Genomic DNA, 15,542 nt, shown 5'->3' with positions numbered 1-15,542 from the left:
GGGTCTCCTTGCGTGGTCGGTCGGGCGCGCGTGCCTGCCCTGCTTCTCCTTGCCTCACATGCCCCAGCGCAGGCCCGGCGTGTTCACCGGCGCGTCCCACAGCCGCAGCAGCTCCTCGTCGATCTGGCACACGGTCACCGAGGCACCGGCCATGTCGAGGGAGGTGACGTAGTTGCCGACGAGCGTCCGGGCGACGGCCACCCCGCGCTGGGTCAGCACCCGCTGCACCTCCGCGTTGAAGCCGTACAGCTCGAGCAGCGGCGTCGCGCCCATGCCGTTGACCAGCACGAGGACCGGGTTGCTCGGTGTCATGTCGTCCAGGATGGCCTGCACGGCGAAGTCGGCGATCTCCCCGGACGTCATCATCGCCCGCCGCTCCCGGCCCGGCTCGCCGTGGATGCCGATGCCCAGCTCCAGCTCGCCGGCCGGCAGGTCGAAGGTGGGACTGCCCTTGGCGGGCGTGGTGCAGGCGCTGAGCGCGACGCCGAAGGTGCGGGAGTTCTCGTTCACCTGCCGGGCGACCGCCTGGACACGCTCCAGCGGCTGTCCCTCGTCGGCCGCGGCCCCCGCGATCTTCTCCACGAACAGCGTGGCGCCCGTACCGCGGCGTCCCGCCGTGTAGAGGCTGTCGGTGACGGCCACGTCGTCGTTGACCAGCACCTTGGCGACCTGGATGCCCTCGTCCTCGGCGAGCTCGGCCGCCATGTCGAAGTTGAGCACGTCGCCGGTGTAGTTCTTCACGATGAACAGCACACCCGCGCCGCTGTCCACGGCCGCCGCCGCCCGCAGCATCTGATCGGGCACCGGAGACGTGAACACCTCACCCGGACAGGCCGCGGAGAGCATCCCGGGTCCGACAAACCCCCCGTGCAACGGCTCGTGCCCCGACCCGCCGCCCGACACCAGCCCCACCTTGCCGGCCACCGGCGCGTCCCGCCGTACGACCACGCGGTTCTCGACGTCGACGGTCAGTTCGGGATGAGCGGCCGCCATCCCGCGCAGCGCGTCCGCGACCACGGATTCCGGAACGTTGATCAGCATCTTCATGGATACCTCCTGGTGAGACTGGCAGAGGACTCCTGACCTCTATTTTTGCAGGTCAGGCCAGGTTGGGCGAATTAGCGATCTTGGCGTCCGGCAGCAGGTGGCAGCGGCTTCCGGCGGTACTCGGTTCCGGAAGGCCGCCTTTGGCAGTATCGGCGCTGACCGGGGCTGGGTCACGTGCGCGGGACGTAAAGGCGTGAAGAACGACCTTGTCGTCAGCCGGCGCTCCATTTCTGGTTGTCCGTGCCGCCACAGGTCCACAACTGCAGCCGTGTTCCGTTGTCGGTCCCCATGTCCCTGACGTCGACGCACTTGTCCGCCTGGACGTTGACGAGATCGTGCGCGGCGTTCAGCCTGAACCGCTGCGCCCCGGTCCCGTTGCAGGCGACGAGCTGGATCGCCGCGCCGTCGTCCCGCGAACCTCCGTTGACGTTCATGCACTTGCCGAGCGCCCGCACGGTGCCATCGGCGGCGAACTGCCACTTCTGCCGGGCCGCGCCGACGCAGTCCCAGATCTGCAGGGGGGTCCGGTCCCGCGTACTGCCTCCCGTCACGTCGATGCAACGGCCGGAGGCCGTGCCCACGACCGGGACCCCCGGGACCGCGCCCGGGGAGTTCTCGGCCGAGGGCTGTATGGACGAGGTCCCGGTTCCCGCGTCGCCGTTCTTGGTGTCGCCGGACGTCCTACCGGGCGTCTGCGAACCGTCGGGCGAGGCCGTCCGGTCCTTGGCCGGGGTGTCGTCGGTCGCGGAGGCCCGCGGTGAGGCCGCTCCGTCCGAGGGGGAGGCGGAGTCGAACGTGCCGGTCACATGCGCGTTCCCCTCGTTGCCCACCACGTCGGCTGTTCCGTCGTCCGACGCGGTGGCGCGCTTCTCGTCGCCGTCGCCGCCGCTCACCAGGAAGGGGATGCCGATCAACAGGGCACCGGCGAGGGCGGCGCCGGCCAGCAGCGCTTTGCGGGAGCGCCCCGGAAGTGGCGCGGGCGGGACGGCGGCGGTGTCCGCCACATCCGTGGCCCTTGTACGGCCGCGTGTGGCCGGGTCGCTGTCCGTGCCCTCGTCCGTGTCCGGCGCGGCGGCGGTGAGTGCCGCGAACTCTGCCGCGGCGGCGGACATGGGCGGTGCCGGATCGGGCTCGGCCCCGGGTGTGTCCTGGTCCCTGGTACCCAACCCCAACGCGGCGCCGGCCTCGGCGATCGCCGACGGGCCCCTGGAGCGGCGCGGCAGGGGGCGGGACTGTGCGGTGTCGGGCCGCTCCGACGGGGCCGCGGCGGCTTCCGCTGTCGGATCGTCGGGGGAGACGGTCATGTCGTCCTTTCAGGGGCGGGCGCTCGGGCAACCGCGGGAGGTGCGGGCACGGTGGTATCGCGGGCGGTCAGTATCACGTCGTGCCGATCACCGGGCGAGGCGGCCCGCCGGGCCGAACGACAGCGGGGTGCCGGCCGTCCCGTACGGCCGTCACGGAGCGGTGTCAGTCCGCTGACGTGATTCCGCGTGACGTCAGGGCCCGGCGCAGCGCGCGCAGGGCCTGGTTGCTGCGGGACTTGACCGTGCCCGTGGGAAGGTTCAGCCGGGCCGCCGTGGCCTCGATGCTGAGGTCGAGGCAGTACCGGTGCACCAGCACGTCCCGGTGGGGCTGGGCCAGATCCGCCAGGGCCTTTCTCAGTACCTCCGTGGTGAGAGCGCGGTCGCTGCAGTCCCCGACGACTTCCCGGCCCAGGGCGGAGGGGATCAGCTCGGCAGGTCGGGCTCGCCGCACGCGATGGGCGTCGATCGCGAGGCGCCGTACCACCGTGAACAGCCACGGGCGGGTCAGTCCGGGCGTCGAGCCGAGCCGGTCCGCGTGCCGCCAGGCCCGCAGGACGGCCTCCTGGACGATGTCCTCGGCGCCGTGGACGTCACCCAGGGTGAGACCTTGGGCGAACTGCAGCAGGTCGGTCCCGTGCTGCTGGTAGATGACGCGCGCGAAGTGCTGACCCCCGTCCCGACGTGGCGATTCGGTGTGTTCCTCGGACTCGTCGACCGCCGTGGCTTTCATCAGGGGCGCAGTACGCATTCCGGACTGACCGATCCGTTCGGGTTCGAGTGGTGGCTGATTCCCCGATCGTCGCGGCGCCCGATCGACGCCCGATCGACGTCCGATGGTCGGCCGGCCCCACCCCTGACCACGGAGCGGGGCCGCGCCGGGCGGTGAAGATAACGGTCCGGTAACGGGTCGGTCCGGGTGAGAACCCCCGGGAGAGCGGGTCCGTAGTGGGGGTGAGCGCGGTCGCCGCGCCGACGTGGATGGACGTCCGCGCGGCGACCGCGCACCCACAGTCGGGTCCGGCCGTCACAACGGCCGGTGTCCCGTCTCCCGGGGCGGGCATCAGCGCGTGGACTCGCGCGACCCGCACTGCCCGTCCCGGGGGGTCGTGAGGTGTCGACGGTCCGTCGTCCGTGCGCCGTCATCGGTCCACGGAGAGAGGGGAACCGATGCGAGTGACACACCGGCTGAGCGGCGGGTTCAGCCTGACCGATGCGGGCTGAACCGGTGTGCGTCCGGTGCCGGAAGCTCCCGGAGGCCGGTACGCAGGCGCTCGGCGTCGGCGTGGCCCAGCCGTTCGAGGATGCTCAGGGCCTCGGTCCATTCGGCACGGGCGGCGTCCGGCCTGCCCATGCTCAGGTAGGTGTCGCCGAGCCGACGTCTCGTTCCCGCCTCGGCGATCGGAAGGCTGCCGGTCTGCTGGTAGCCGGCGAGGGCGTTCCGGAAGCTCGTCACGGCCTCGTCGTACTGCCCGAGGTGATGTTGGGCGGTGCCGATGCTGTTCCAGATGTGCCACAGACCGTGGTCGCGTCCGCTTTTCCGGTGCAGGGCCAGCGCCTCCCGGCAGTGATCGAGGGCCTGTTGGTGCCGCCCGAGCAGACCGTGGGCCCAGCCGACCGCGTTGAGTGCCCCGGCTGTCGCCCTGCTGTCGCGCTCGTCGTCGGATCCGGAGTCGTGGACGGCGCGGCGTATCCGGAGGGACTGCTGCGCGGCGCTGAGCGCGGCTTCCGGATCGCCCTGGCATTCCGCCACCCAGCACAGCACGTGCCAGCTCTCGGCGCAGGCCCTCAAGTCGCCGGATTCAGCGAAGCGTTCGACGGACCGCTCGGCGTGGGCGCGTGCCTCGTCGACGCGGCCCAGTGTCGTCGCGGCCTTGGCGAGGCCGCAGTGGGCATGGGCCTGGGCGGTCGGATCACCCAGGCGTCGCCCCGCGTCCATGGCGCTGCGGTGGACGGCCTCGGCGTCCCGCCACAGACCACTGCGGTTCAGATGGATGTCGACGGCCCAGGCGAGCTGCCAGGTGTGCACGTCGAAGCCATGGGCCGCGGCCTGCTCGACGGCCGCGAGCAGGACCGTCTGTTCGGCGGCGAACCAGGCCACCGCCTTCGTGGAGTCCCCGGCGAAGTCCTCGGCCCGCGCCCCCGGCGCCGCTGGTGCCGGAGAGATCGGGGATCGTTCGGGAGAGTGTGCCGCGACCGCCTCCCGGGCGCTGTGCAGGTAGTGGTCGAGGACACGGCGGCGCGTCGCGTGGTGTTCGGCGGGCGGATCCGTGGTGCGGGCGAGCTCGGAGCCGTAGGCACGCAGCAGGTCGTGGGAGGCGTAACGGCCCGGGGCGGGTTCGTCCAGGAGGTGGGCCCGGAGGAGTTCGGCCAGCAGTCGGCGCGTGTGCGGAACGGCGAGCCCGATCAGGCTCGCGGCCGCCGGCAACGAAATGCTGGGGCCGGGGTGCAGCGAGAGCAGCCGGAACAGGCGAGCGGCGGCCGGGGTCAGAGCGTGGTACGACCACGAGAAGACGGCGCGCACGTCGACGGTGCTGCCGGGCTCGGGGTCGTCGAACGCGTCCAGGCTTCCCTGACTGTCGCGGAGTTCGGCCGCGAAGGCCGCCAGGGGGAAGGCGGAACGGGTGGTCGCGCGAGCCGCCGCGACCGCCAGGGCCAGCGGCAGCCGCGCGCACCGTTCGACGATCTCCTGTACCGCCGCCGGTTCGGCGGCCACCCGGTCGTGCCCGAGGCGGCGGGCGAGGAGGTCGTGGGCCTCGTCCGGGGAGAGCGCGTCGAGGCGGACGGGGTGGGCGCCGTCCACGGCGATCAGGGTCGAGAGCACGTTCCGGCTGGTGACGATCGCCAGACACCCGGGAGCCGAGGGCAGCAGCCGCCGTACCTGCCGGGCGTCGCCGGCGTTGTCCAGCAGGAGCAGGACCCGCCGGTCGGCGAGGACGGTGCGGTAGAGGGCCGCCAGCGCGTCCTCGTCCTGCGGCAGGACACTCTGGGCGACGCCGAGCGACTGCAGAATCGTACGCAGCGCGTGCTCGGGCGCCAGCGGCAGGCCGACGGGGTCGAACCCCCGGAGATCGACATGGATATGGCCGTCGGGGAAGCGGGAGGCGACCTGCCTGGCCCATTGCACGGCGAAGGTCGTCTTGCCGACCCCCGCCATGCCGCCGATCACCACCGTGACGGGCGGCTCGTCGCACTGCGGGAGTACCTTGTCGACCATGGCCAGTTGGGCGGCGCGGCCGACGAACGCGGGCAGGCCGGACGGGAGTTGGGCCGGAACGGGCAGTGCGGGAGCGGATGGGACGGTGCGCGCCGGGGCCGGCTCGTCGGCGGGACGCGGGGCGAGAAGTCCGGCGTCGGCGCGCAGGATGCGCTCGTACATGCGCTGGAGCCCGGGGCCGGGGTCGATGCCCAGTTCGTCCGCGAGCAGTGTCCGCGCCCTGCGGTACGTGTCCAGGGCCGCCGACTGCCGGCCGCAGCGGTAGAGGGCCAGCATGAGCAACTCCCGGAAGCGCTCGTCCAGGGGGTGTTCGGCGACCAGCCCGGTCAGCTCCGTCGCCACCTCCGCAGGGTGGCCGAGATCGAGTTCCAGCGTCAGCAGGGTCTCCACCACGGACAGCCGCAGCCTGTCCAGCCGCTCACGCCGGGCCTGCGCGTACTCGCCCCGAAGGTCGGCCAGCGCCCCGCCCCGCCAGAGCGCGAGCGCGTCCCGCAGGAGAAGAACCGTGCCCTTGGCGTCCCCCACCCGGCGGGCCCGCTCCGCATGGGAGAGCAGGTCCCGGAACGCGGCGAGATCCAGGTCTTCCGGCGAGACGGGAAACACATAGCCGTCGCCGACGGAACGGATCAGCGACGGGTGCAGCTGTTTCCGCAGACGGTGCACATACGTGCGTACGGAACCCACCGCCGACGCGGGCGGCGCGCTCGCCCACAGCGCGTCGACCAGCTCGTGCATCCGTACCGGTGCGCCCTCCGCCAGCAACAACACCGCCAGCACGGCTCGCTGCTGCGGCGGGCCGAGATCCACTTCGGTCCCCCCACACCAAGCGCCGACCGGTCCCAGCACCGCGAACCGCCACTGCTCCCGCACCCAGATCTCTCCCCTGCGAACCCGACCCCGGCAGCAGGAGCCCGGGCGGCGCGAGCGCAACGCGATGCATCCCTGAGCCGGGCTTACATCCGGACTCTTCAGGTCCCTCTTGGAAGCTACTTGAAGCCGACTTGGCGCATGCACGGGAACGCGGCTCGTCGCCCTCCACCGCGCTAGGATCGCCGCACCATGGTCAACATATGGGTCCTCGGGCCTCTGAGGGTCGAGGTCGAAGGGCAGGCAGCGCATTTCGGCAGCCGCCTGACGCGTGCGATTCTCGCCCAACTGCTGATCTCACGCGGGGCGTACATGCCGGTGGACCGGATCGTCCAGCAACTGTGGCAGGACGCCCCACCGCCCAGGGCTCAGGTTTCCCTGCAGGCATACATCGCGAAGCTGCGCCGAGTCCTGGAACCAGACCGCCCGCCACGGGCGCCCGCACGCTTGTTGGTCAGCGCGCCGTACGGCTATGCCTTGCGGCTGTCACCGGACCAACACCTCGTGGATGCCTGGCACTTCGAAAGTGAGGTGGCGGCCTGCCTCGCGCTTCCGCCGGGGCACGAGACCGAGGTGTCCCACCGGCTCACGGCGGTGCTGAACCTCTGGTCCGGACCCGCCTACGCGGAGTTCGCCGACCAAGCCTGGGCGGCGGACGAGAGCCTCCGCCTGGAGGAGCTGCGGCACGCCAGCCGCGAAGCCCTCGTCGCCGCCCGCCTGAAGGGCAGCGCTCCGCAGGAGGCGATCGCGGACGCCGACGCACTCACCCGGGAGGATCCGCTGCGTGAGGAGCGCTGGCGTCTGCTGGCTCTCGCCCTGTGGGCGAGCGGCCGTCAGGGGGACGCCCTGGCCGCGCTGCGGCGGGCCAGGGACAGTCTGCGGGAGGAGCTGGGCGTCGCCCCGGGCCCCGGACTCGTGGAACTGGAACAGGCCGTGCTGCGACAGCGGCTGGACGTCCTGCACCGCGCCACGCGTCCGGCCGTCGCCGAGGACCCGCACCGGGTGATCGCGTCTTCGCGTCCGAGCCCCCCGCCTGCGTCACCGGTGGCCGCCGATCTCCTGGGCCGGGACGGCGAGCTGACCGCGCTGGCGTCCGCCGCGGCCCGGGTACGTCACGGTCAAGGGCAGGTCGTCCTGCTGTCCGGCGAGGCGGGAATCGGCAAGTCCAGCCTGCTCGACCATCTGGAGAGCAGCCTCCCCGGACAGGAGTGGCTGGTTGCTCGCGGGCACTGCCCCGAAACCGACGGCGTGCCCCCCGGCTGGGCCTGGTTCGACATCGTCGGCACTCTCGCCGCGGCGGCCGCGCCCGCCGACGACCTCGCCCCACTGCTCTCGGTGAACGCCCCCGACGCGTGGACGGCCACCGACGGCAACCCGGCCCGCCGCTTCCGCCTGCATCGGGCTCTGCTGTCCTGGCTGCGTGACATCGCGGCCCGGCGCCCGCTGGCCCTCCTCCTGGACGACCTGCACCGAGCGGATGAGGAAAGCCTCGAACTGTTCCTGCTCTGCGCCGAGCAACTGCACGCCGCACCGCTGCTTCTGGTCGCCGCCTACCGCCCCGACGAGGGCGATCTGATCAAGGCTCTCGGCCGCCTGGCGCGTTGCTCCCCGGTTCGTCTCGCGCTGACCGGACTGCCCGAAGCACAGGCGCGGCGCCTGGTGCAGCAGGTCTGCCCGGTCACGGTGAGCGACCGGGCGGCCGTCGCCCTCGCCGAGCGCACCGGAGGCAATCCGTTCTACCTGCGCGAGAGTGCCCTGCTGCTTGCCGAGGAGGGGGAACGGGAGGCTCTCGCCCGCGTTCCGCAAGGCATCCTGGACACCTTGCGGCGCCGTTTCGCGCGCCTGGAACAGGGCGATCGCGAGGTGCTGCGGCTGATGGCCGTGGCCGGACGGCAGACGACGGTGGATCTGCTGGTCGCGGCGGCCGACGCGGACGAGGAGCGGGTGGTCGACGCCTTGGACGCCGGCGTCGCAGCCGGACTGGTCGTCGAACCCGGGCCCGGCCTGGTCAGGTTCTGCCACGCGCTGGTCCGCGACGCTCTGGAAGCCGAGCTGACCGAACTGCGTCGAGCCCGCATGCATTCCCGGCTGGGTCACTGCCTGTCGAAGCTCGGCTCCCACGATGTGGCGGCGATCGCTCATCACTTCCTCCGGTCCAGCAGGGTGCTGTCCGCCGACGCGCCGCCGGCCGTGGAGTACGCCCGCAGAGCCTCGGAACAGGCCGCCCGGCGCTACGCGCCGCTCGTGGCCGAAGCCCTGCTGAACGAGGCTCTGGAGTGCCTGGAGCGACACCCCACGGCATTCGCCACGACGGACGCCCCGGCACTGGAGGTGGCGCTGCTCGGCCGGCTCGTGCACATCCGGGTTCGGCTCGGCGCGATCGTCGGTGCGCAGCAGGCACTCAACCGGGCGGTGGAACTGGCCCGCCTCCATGGGCGCGACGACCTCATGATCGCCGCCTACAGCTCATGGACCGAGCCCACCCCCTGGTACACGCGGGGCTACGCGACCACCGACACGGTTGCCGTCGCGGACCTGACCCGGCTGCTGGACGACGCCGGCCTTGAGCCGCGCCGGCGTTGCCTGTTGCTGGACAGGCTTGCCTCCGCCCACGACCTCGCGGACGTCCGTGCCGAGGAGCCGGCGCGTGCGGCCGTGGCGCTCGCCCGCAGCCTGGACGAACCGGGTCTGCTCGCCCTGACGATCGCCTCCCTACTGAGAATCGTCGACTTTCTGCGGGGTCCGGACGCGGTGGTGGAGCTGAGCCGGGAACTTGCCGCACTGGCCGAGGCCGACGACATGCCGGAGTACGCGTGGATCGCCGCATACACGGACGCACGAGTGGCCGCGGTCCGCAACGACCTGCCCGCTGTCAACCGGCATCTCGACCTGGCCGATGAACTGGCCCGGACGCACGGGCTGGCCGGCACCCAGTCCATCGGCATGCTGCGGCACCCGATGCTCGCCATGGCCGAGGGCCGCTTCGAGGAATCCGAGGAGACACTGTCGAGGGTTCTGGACGTGTTGCGTGAGCAGGGAGCGGCGAATCTGGACGGCGTCGCGGCCCTGGCCGGCGGCTGCATCCGGCACCAGCAGGGCAGACTCGCCGAAATCGCTCCCGCGGTACTGGCCGTGTACCGGCAGGTCCGGCCCGCCGGGGAAGCTCTTCCCGTCCTCGCCCTGCTTGCCACCGGTGACGCGGAAGGCGCCCGGGAGGTGTACGCGGAGCGTGTCCCCCTCCGCCGCGATTTCTCCTTCTCCCTACAGGCGACGCTGAGGGCCGTCGTCGCCGTCGCCCTGAACGACCGTGCCGAAGCCGCCGAGCTCTATCCGATGCTGCTGCCCTTCCAGGACGAAGTGGCCGGGGCCGCGAGCCTCAGCGTCGCTCTGCGGCCCGTGGCGCAGTCCCTCGGGGAACTGGCGGTGCTGCTGGGACGCGGTCAGGAGGCCCGGGAACATTTCGTACGAGCCGAGCGGGTGGCCGGCCTGTGGAACTCCCGGCACTGGGCCGACGCCGCCCGCGATTCCCTGCGCGCAACGCGACCTGCCTGACCACGCGGGCCCCGGCTACGCGGAGGCGTCGGCCAAGGCGGTGAGGTAGGTGGCCCGGTCCTCCTCGCTGAAGACGGTGAAGATCACGCGGTCCAGGCGGTCGGGGTGCGTGCTCGTCCAGTCGGCGACGGTGCGTAGCGCGATACGGGCGGCCGGGCCCTTGGGGAAGCCGAAGACGCCGGTGCTGACGGCGCAGAAGGCCAGGGTGCGGACGGTGTCCACTTCGCCCGCCAGGTCGAGGCAGGCACGGTAGGCCGAGGCCAGGGCGTGTTCGTGCGGCGGGAGCAGGGGGCCGTCGACGACGGGGCCGACCGTGTGCAGAACGTACCGGGCCGGCAGGTGGTAGCCGCGGGTGATCTTGGCGGTGCCGGTCGGCTCCGGCGTCCGCTGCCGGTTCATGACGGTGTGGCAGTCCTCGCGCAGCCGTGGGCCGGCGGCGTTGTGGATGGCGTTGTCGATGCACGGATGCTGCGGGACGAAGCAGCCCAGGAGGGCGCTGTTGGCGGCGTTGACGATCGCGTCGGCGGCGAGGGTGGTGATGTCGCCGTGCCACAGGACGGTCCGGTCGGCGGCGGGGTGACGCGTGCCGGGGAGGCTCTCCGCGAGGGTGGGGAGCCGACGCGCGTCGACGAGGGGCCGGGTCAGGCGTTCGCCGCCGAGGAGGGCGTCCAGTCCGGCGGTCGCGCCCTCGGGCAGCGGGTCCGGGGCACGGACCGTGAGCAGGGCCCGCAACGCACGACGGGCCGTCGCGAAGTCCGCGTCACGGAGGCTTCGTACGGAGTCGGCGCTCAGGCCGAGGCGGGTCACGGCCGGATCGGTGCTCAGCAGGTCGAGCACGGCACGGAGTTGTCCGGGGAGGCGGTCGGCCGGAGCGGGGGCGGCGGCCGGCCGGAAGGGCTCGTCCAGGGCGACGGCCGTGCGGTAGGCGACCAGGGGCAGAGGGGAGGGGGCGGCGGTGGACATGTGCGGGCGTACTCCAGGACGCCGTCCGGGCCCTGCGGCGGATCCGGACGGCCCGAGGTGCGGCGGACGGGCCGGTGAGGGGTTCCTCCGGCTCAGAACAGACCGTTGCCGTGCGGCAGTTCGGCCGGGACGGGCGCGATGACGTCCCAGTGCTCCACGATCTTGCCGTCTGCCACACGGAACAGGTCGTAGTAGGCGACCGGTACGCCGAACTCGCCCTCCGACTGCAGCAGGACGAAGTCGCCTTCGGCGATGACCTTGTGGATCGTGCGGTAGACGAGGTTCTTGCCCTGCTCGGCCCACTTCGCCGCGGCGGCGCCGAAGCCGTCGAGCCCGTCGGCGGCCTCGGGGTTGTGCTGGAGGTAGGTCTCGGTGGAGATGTAGTCGGTCAGGACCGAGTAGTCCGCACCGACGAGCACCTTCTGGGCGAACGCCGTCACCAGCGCACGGTTGGCCTCGGTCCGCCCGGCGTCGGCGACCTCGGTGGGGCCGTCGGTCTGTGAGCGGCCGGAGGCGGTGTGCTCGACCCGTGGGGTCAGCGCGTCCCAGTGCTCGGCCAGCCTGCCGTCGGCGTCCACACGGAAGATGTCGAAGCCGACGAGCGGGTCCGGCCCGAAACCGTGGTAGGTGCCGTGCAGGGCGACCAGGTCACCGTCGGCGATGACCCGGGAGCCCTCGTAGCGGAAGCCGGCGCCGAGACCGCCCACCAGCGCGCGCAGCGCCTCGGGGCCGTCGGCCGCCAGGGCGCTGTGCTGCCGGTAGTCGGCGGCGACCCAGCGGTCCACGGCGGAGGGGTCCTTGTCGCCGAAGAGCTCGGCGGCGGCCTTGAGGACGGTGTTCTTGTTGACGCTCATGGTTCTTCCCTTGGGTGCGGGGCGCCGGCCGGGTTTCCGGCGGTGGCCGTGCGGGGTGACATGTCCAAACTAGGTCGAGGGAAGGGGATTCACCGGCCGGAGAGGGACAACTGATGGTCAAAAACCGACATCCCCACTGTCTCGATGCCCGGGGTCAGGGTCGGATGGCGCGGACGACTTCGGTCAGGGGGGCGGCGGGGCGGCCGGTGAGGCGGGGGACGGCGTCGCTGACGCCGTCGAGTTGGCCGGCGGCGATGGCCGTGTAGGTGGACACCCAGGCGTCGAGCTGCCACTGCGGGGCACCGTAGGCGGCACGGGATGCGTACGCCTCCTCGACCGTCTCGGGTCGGTAGGTGACGGTGCGGCCCTGTACCGCGGAGAGGACGGCCGCGGCCTCGTCCAGCGTCAGGGACTCCGGCCCGGTCAGGTCGTAGGTGCCGCCCGCGTGGTCGGCCGGCCGGGCCAGGACCGCGGCGGCGGCATCGGCGATGTCGTCCTGGGCGACGAAGGCGGCCCGCCCCTGCCCGCCCGGGCCCCGGATGGCTCCGTCCTCTCCGACGAGGGCCGGGACGAAGTCGGCGTAGATGTTGTCGCGCAGGAAGGTGTACGCCAGGCCGCTCGCCCGGATGTGCTCCTCGGTGTGGAAGTGGTCGCGGGCGAGGGTGAAGACGGCATCGGGCGCGGCGCCGAAGAAGGACACGTACACCAGATGCTCGACGCCCGCCTCCGCGGCGGCGTCGACGAAGGCCTTGTGCTGAGCGAGCCGGTCCACGCTCTCGGAGGCGGACACCATCAGCACGGTCTTCGCGCCGCCGAGACCGCGCACGACGGCGTCGTGATCGCCATAGGCGCCGCGGACCGGCGTGGCGCCGGGCAGCCGGGGCGCCCGCTCAGGGGTGCGCACCAGCAGCCGCTGCGTGATGCCGCGTTCGGCCAGGCGGCGAGCGACGCGTCCGCCAAGGCGTCCGGTGGCCCCGGTGACGGCCAGCGTCGATCCAGTCACTTCAGTCATGGTTGTCCTCGGTTCGGGTCGGTGCGTTGCTTCGGGTGAGTGCCCGCAGGAGCCGGTCGGCGTCGAACGGCACGGACAGGGCGCGGGCTCCGAGGTCCGTGGGGACTTCCGGGTGGTCGGGGTTGATCCGCACCAGCCGCGCCCCGGGCGTGTGGCGTACGACGTTCTCGGCAGGCAGGCGGATCACGCCCGGGGTATTGAAACCGGCGCCGATCTCCAGCACGAGCAGGCGGGCCTCGCCGGGCGCGTCGCCGAGCCACCGCGTCAGCCGCTCCCCGGCGGCCCTGCAGGCCCCGTCGACGAACTCGGGGCCCACCCGCACATGGGGGAAGACGTCGGCTCCGCAGCGGGGGCACACCGGCAGGACGGCCGGGTCGGTCACCCGTCCCGTCCCGGGGTCGTATGCGGCGATGATCCGGTCGTAGATCGGCTCGCTGTCCCAGGTCTCCCGCGTGCAGGGCACGGTGCACTGCAGACGTCCGTAGTCGCCCTGGGGCGTGAAGACCCGGTCCGGCTCGAAGCCGTTGCGGGCGAACAGCGCGTCGACGTTCGACGTCATCACCCAGTGGTCGCGGTCCCCGAGCAGCGCGCGCAGACGCCGGTAGAGGGGGTTGGGCCGGGAGTGGAAGCGGATGTCGTGGATGTGGACGGCCCAGTACCCCCACATCATGTCGGCCGGCAGCGGCACGCCCAGCAGGTACCGGGAGCGCAGCCCCAGCCGGTACAGCGCCGGGAACAGCTCCTTGAAGCGCTCGACGTCGCCGTAGTCGTACCCGGCGGCCGCGCTCAGACCCGCCCCGGCGGCGATCAGGACCCGGTCGGCCTCGTCGAGCCACGTACGGAGGATTCCGGCGGCGGCCGCGACGTCGACGGGCCGCGCGGAGGTGCTCGGGGCAGCGTTCTGGAGGGGCATCGTCCCAACGTAAGGAGGGCGGACGGTCCGGAACGTGCCCGGATGCGACCGGAGATGGTCAGAATCCGACACTCTGCGACGGTGGCGGATAAGCTGGCTGGTGGACATGGCCACAAACAGACTGCCCGCGGGACGCGGCATTCCGGAGATCCCCTTCGCCGCACCGCCCGGCACGCCCGCCGGTGTCGAGGTGCTGGGGCTGGCCGAGCTGCGCCGCCGGATCTCGCCGGCGAACCTGGCCAGGCCGCAGCGCCCCGAGTTCCACCAGCTGCTCACGCTCGCGTCCGGCGAGCTGCGCCACACCGTGGACTTCACGGGCTACGACCTCCGGCCCGGCTCCTGGCTGTGGGTACGTCCCGGACAGGTGCAGCAGTGGGGAGACGTGACACGGGCCGAGGGCACCCTGATCCTGTTCCGGCAGGACTTCCTCGACCCCGCCACCCTCACCGCCGCACGCGTGGACGACCCGCACGCGCCACTGCTCAGCACCCCCGTGGCCGAGGACGCCGAGGCCCTGCGCATCGCCGAAGTGCACCTGACCCGCGAGTTCCATGCCCTCGGCCGGCTCCCCCTCGAGGTGCACAGGGCGGCCCTGCGCCATCTCCTCTCCGTCCTCGTGCTGCGCCTGGCGCATCTGACGACACCGGTCGGCAGCCCGGTGCCCGAGACGGACGAGACGTACCTGACATTCCGTGCCGCGCTCGAAACGGAGTTCACCCGCACCCGGCGGGTGGAGGACTACGCGCAGCTGCTCGGCTACTCCGCACGCACGCTGTCCCGGGCCACGCTGGCGGCGGTGGGCCTGGGCGCCAAGGAGTTCATCGACCGACGGGTGGTGCTGGAGGCGAAACGCCTCCTGGCGCACAGCGACCGGACCGCCGCACAGATCGCCGATCAGCTCGGGTTCGCCAACCCGACCCAGTTCAGCAAGTACTTCCACCAGCGCACCGGCCGGTCCCCGATCGGCTTCCGCGAGGACGTGCGCGGACGGGACGCGTGACCTCCCGCACCGACACGCAGGAGGTCCGGCCGGTGCGGGTGTCTCTCACCGGGCCGTCCAGCCCCCGTCCACCGTGAGCGTGGTGCCCGTGACGAAGCGGGAGGCGTCCGAGGTGAGGAAGACCGTTGCGCCGCCCAGTTCCCCGACGTCGCCGACCCGGCCCAGGGGAGTGCCCCGGACGATCCGCTCACCCCAGCGGCTGTCCAGCAGCCCGGAGCTGAGATCCGTACGGAAGTAGCCGGGCGCCAGGGCGTTGACGCGCACCCCGCGGTCCGCCCACTCGACGGCGAGCGCCCTGGTGAGCGCCTCGACGCCGCCCTTGCTCGCGGCGTACGCGGCGATGCGCTCGAAGCCGGTGCGCGCGTGCACCGACGAGACGTTGACGATCGAGCCGGAGCCCTGGTCCAGCATCACCCGGCCGGCCTCGCGGCAGCAGTAGAAGGTGCCCTGGAGGTTGATGTCGAGCACCCGCTGCCAGTCCTCGTCCGCGACGGACTCGCTGCGGGTGAAATGCGGGCTGACTCCGGCGCAGTTGACCGCCGCGTCCAACCGTCCCGTCCACCCGGTGACGCGCTCCACCGTGGTCCGTACGGCGGCGGAGTCGGCGACCGAGCCGGGGAGCACCAGCACCTTGCCGCCGTTGACGGACAGTTCGGCCTCCAGGCTCTCGAGGTCCGCCGCCGTCCGGGCCGTCACCGCCACGTGCGCGCCCGCCTGGGACAGGGCGACCGCGACGGCCCGTCCGAGGCCCTTGCCCGCGCCCGTCACCCAGACGGTTCTGCCGTCGAGCCGCAGATCGGTGTTGACGTCGGTCAC

At 72.4% G+C, this 15,542-nt stretch carries 11 protein-coding genes; 2 read left to right on the top strand and 9 right to left on the bottom strand.

All coding sequences use genetic code 11. The annotated features are described in order from the left end of the window. Nucleotides 1-54 precede the first annotated feature (54 nt). The 4 genes from dhaK to ACIRF9_RS27900 form a co-directional block, all read right to left on the bottom strand. A complete protein-coding gene (gene dhaK / locus ACIRF9_RS27915) occupies nt 55-1,047 on the bottom strand; it encodes a dihydroxyacetone kinase subunit DhaK (RefSeq protein ID WP_403827564.1) in 993 nt (330 codons plus the stop codon). A gap of 212 nt (nt 1,048-1,259) precedes the next feature. Continuing rightward, nucleotides 1,260-2,351: an RICIN domain-containing protein gene (locus ACIRF9_RS27910; protein WP_403827562.1), complete on the bottom strand. Its 1,092-nt coding sequence runs from the start codon at nt 2,349-2,351 to the stop codon at nt 1,260-1,262. Between the two features lie 163 nt (nt 2,352-2,514). Next, a complete protein-coding gene (locus tag ACIRF9_RS27905) occupies nt 2,515-3,081 on the bottom strand; it encodes a sigma-70 family RNA polymerase sigma factor (RefSeq protein ID WP_403827560.1) in 567 nt (188 codons plus the stop codon). Nucleotides 3,082-3,549: 468 nt separating this feature from the next. Beyond that, entirely contained in the window at nt 3,550-6,372 is a 2,823-nt protein-coding gene (locus ACIRF9_RS27900) for a BTAD domain-containing putative transcriptional regulator (protein ID WP_403827558.1), read from the bottom strand. A 252-nt stretch (nt 6,373-6,624) separates the two neighbouring features. Here ACIRF9_RS27900 and ACIRF9_RS27895 point away from each other — a divergent pair, with 252 nt between their 5' ends. Continuing rightward, on the top strand, nt 6,625-9,984 hold the full coding sequence (locus ACIRF9_RS27895; RefSeq protein WP_403827556.1) for an ATP-binding protein: 3,360 nt from the start codon (nt 6,625-6,627) through the stop codon (nt 9,982-9,984). Between the two features lie 15 nt (nt 9,985-9,999). Here the strand turns inward: ACIRF9_RS27895 and ACIRF9_RS27890 are convergent, their stop codons facing one another. From ACIRF9_RS27890 to ACIRF9_RS27875, 4 genes are all read right to left on the bottom strand, one after another. Continuing rightward, the gene (locus ACIRF9_RS27890) at nt 10,000-10,947 is read right to left on the bottom strand and encodes a macro domain-containing protein (protein WP_403827554.1); all 948 of its coding nucleotides are present in this window, start codon (nt 10,945-10,947) and stop codon (nt 10,000-10,002) included. 92 nt (nt 10,948-11,039) lie between these two features. After that, entirely contained in the window at nt 11,040-11,801 is a 762-nt protein-coding gene (locus ACIRF9_RS27885; RefSeq protein ID WP_403827552.1) for a nuclear transport factor 2 family protein, read from the bottom strand. A 154-nt stretch (nt 11,802-11,955) separates the two neighbouring features. After that, nucleotides 11,956-12,813, bottom strand: a complete 858-nt coding sequence (locus ACIRF9_RS27880; RefSeq protein ID WP_403827551.1) for an SDR family oxidoreductase — start codon at nt 12,811-12,813, stop codon at nt 11,956-11,958. Then, nucleotides 12,806-13,726 (bottom strand): NAD-dependent protein deacetylase of SIR2 family, encoded by a 921-nt coding sequence (locus tag ACIRF9_RS27875; protein ID WP_403827549.1) that lies wholly within the window; start codon nt 13,724-13,726, stop codon nt 12,806-12,808. The genes ACIRF9_RS27880 and ACIRF9_RS27875 overlap by 8 nt, the downstream gene beginning before the upstream one ends. Before the next feature lie 106 nt (nt 13,727-13,832). On the opposite strand from ACIRF9_RS27875, the gene ACIRF9_RS27870 reads away from it, so the two are divergent. Then, on the top strand, nt 13,833-14,726 hold the full coding sequence (locus ACIRF9_RS27870) for a helix-turn-helix domain-containing protein (protein WP_403827547.1): 894 nt from the start codon (nt 13,833-13,835) through the stop codon (nt 14,724-14,726). A 45-nt stretch (nt 14,727-14,771) separates the two neighbouring features. On the opposite strand, the gene ACIRF9_RS27865 is transcribed toward ACIRF9_RS27870, so the two are convergent. After that, a complete protein-coding gene (locus ACIRF9_RS27865) occupies nt 14,772-15,542 on the bottom strand; it encodes an SDR family NAD(P)-dependent oxidoreductase (RefSeq protein WP_403827545.1) in 771 nt (256 codons plus the stop codon).

The organism is Streptomyces sp. NPDC096132 (genome assembly GCF_044763345.1).
Lineage (GTDB): Bacteria > Actinomycetota > Actinomycetes > Streptomycetales > Streptomycetaceae > Streptomyces.
The sequence above is the reverse complement of the archived record's forward strand: the minus strand, read 5'-3'. Positions and strand labels throughout refer to the sequence as shown.

Excerpts from the sequence above, each read along its gene's own strand:
- dhaK (WP_403827564.1), bottom strand. The coding sequence starts at position 1,047 with ATGAAGATGCTGATCAACGTTCCGGAATCCGTGGTCGCGGACGCGCTG.
- ACIRF9_RS27910 (WP_403827562.1), bottom strand. The coding sequence starts at position 2,351 with ATGACCGTCTCCCCCGACGATCCGACAGCGGAAGCCGCCGCGGCCCCG.
- ACIRF9_RS27905 (WP_403827560.1), bottom strand. The coding sequence starts at position 3,081 with ATGAAAGCCACGGCGGTCGACGAGTCCGAGGAACACACCGAATCGCCA.
- ACIRF9_RS27895 (WP_403827556.1), top strand. The coding sequence starts at position 6,625 with ATGGTCAACATATGGGTCCTCGGGCCTCTGAGGGTCGAGGTCGAAGGG.
- ACIRF9_RS27890 (WP_403827554.1), bottom strand. The coding sequence starts at position 10,947 with ATGTCCACCGCCGCCCCCTCCCCTCTGCCCCTGGTCGCCTACCGCACG.
- ACIRF9_RS27885 (WP_403827552.1), bottom strand. The coding sequence starts at position 11,801 with ATGAGCGTCAACAAGAACACCGTCCTCAAGGCCGCCGCCGAGCTCTTC.
- ACIRF9_RS27880 (WP_403827551.1), bottom strand. The coding sequence starts at position 12,813 with ATGACTGAAGTGACTGGATCGACGCTGGCCGTCACCGGGGCCACCGGA.
- ACIRF9_RS27875 (WP_403827549.1), bottom strand. The coding sequence starts at position 13,726 with ATGCCCCTCCAGAACGCTGCCCCGAGCACCTCCGCGCGGCCCGTCGAC.
- ACIRF9_RS27870 (WP_403827547.1), top strand. The coding sequence starts at position 13,833 with ATGGCCACAAACAGACTGCCCGCGGGACGCGGCATTCCGGAGATCCCC.